Below are 1,227 nucleotides of genomic sequence, written 5' to 3'. Positions count from 1 at the left end.
GCTGCTTCATCTCCGAGGCGTGCCGAGGCCGAAGTGCCAATAGAGGTGCGTGTGCCCAGTACTGCCGTATGAGTTACGACCTTGAGGATGCCGAGGGGCATTGCCTATTGGAGAGTCAATACCTCCTTTCGCTGAAGGATCTCAACCGTACCGAGATTCTAGAGGAGATGCTGGATGGAGGGGTCTCATCGCTCAAGATCGAGGGGCGGCTCAAGGGGATTGATTATGTCCGCAACGTGACGGCCCATTATCGGGAGCAGCTAGATGCTATTATCGCCCGCCGTGGTGAGGTGTATCACCGTGCCTCGTGGGGTAGGGTGGAGCGGCAGTTTACTCCGCACCCCGAGCGGACTTTTTCCCGTCGTTTCACGAGCTACAATATCCCACTTCATCGGCCGATTCCTGTGGATAGCATCACCCCTTTTACCAATAAGAGTGTGGGCGAACGGATCGGCCAATTATTGGAGTGTAGGGGTAGGGAGATTGTGATCAAAGTGGAGGTAAAGGAGACCGAGCTCTCCAATGGCGATGGTCTCTTGCTAGTCTCTAGCGATGAAAAGGAGACGGTCGGTGCCTTTATTAATCAGGTGACACCAGTGGGAAAGGGTCGCTACCGGCTGAAACTCTCTAGTCCACTTGCGATCGCTTCGGGGGCAACGGTCTACCGCAACCTCCACCATCAGTTCGATCAAGTGCTGCAGCGACCCGATGCCTCGGTGCGAAAGGTGGGCATCCGTCTCGACTGCCAATGCAGTAGCGAAGGGGTACAGCTCTCTGCTACCCTTTTGGAACGACCTGAGATATCGGTTAGGGTGGAGCGACTACTCCCATTGGATCCTGCGAAGAAAGAGAATAGTCAGCACCTCCGCAATACCCTTGCGAAGCTAGGGGAGACGCCCTATGTGGCGGAGGAGATTGCTTTGCAATTGGAGGGGCTTTATCTCCCACCATCGGTAGCGACGGAGCTACGTCGGGAGGTGATCCAGCAGTTGCAAGAGGCGTGCCACGCTGCTTTTCTGCGTGAGCGTGAGGAACAAGGGCAGGCATTGGTGGAGCGACGGGCTACCTTCCTCGCAACCCAGCACCAGGCGAGTGAATGGGGGTTGCCCGAGAGCCTCGACTTTACCTACAATGTGGCGAATCAAAAGGCAGAGCAACTTTACCGACAGTTAGGCGTCACTGGTACCATTGCCCCGGCTTTGGAGGTGGCGGTACCAGAGGGACCAA

At 56.2% G+C, this 1,227-nt stretch carries 1 protein-coding gene; it reads left to right on the top strand.

The genetic code is table 11. The features are described 5' to 3' along the window. A partial coding sequence (locus QVO39_RS04895; RefSeq protein ID WP_288171781.1) for a peptidase U32 family protein occupies positions 1-1,227 on the top strand: 1,227 nt, incomplete at both ends.

The organism is Porphyromonas sp. CAG:1061 (assembly GCF_000435035.1).
GTDB lineage: Bacteria > Bacteroidota > Bacteroidia > Bacteroidales > Porphyromonadaceae > Porphyromonas_A > Porphyromonas_A somerae.
This window is presented reverse-complemented; position numbering and strand designations above follow the sequence as displayed.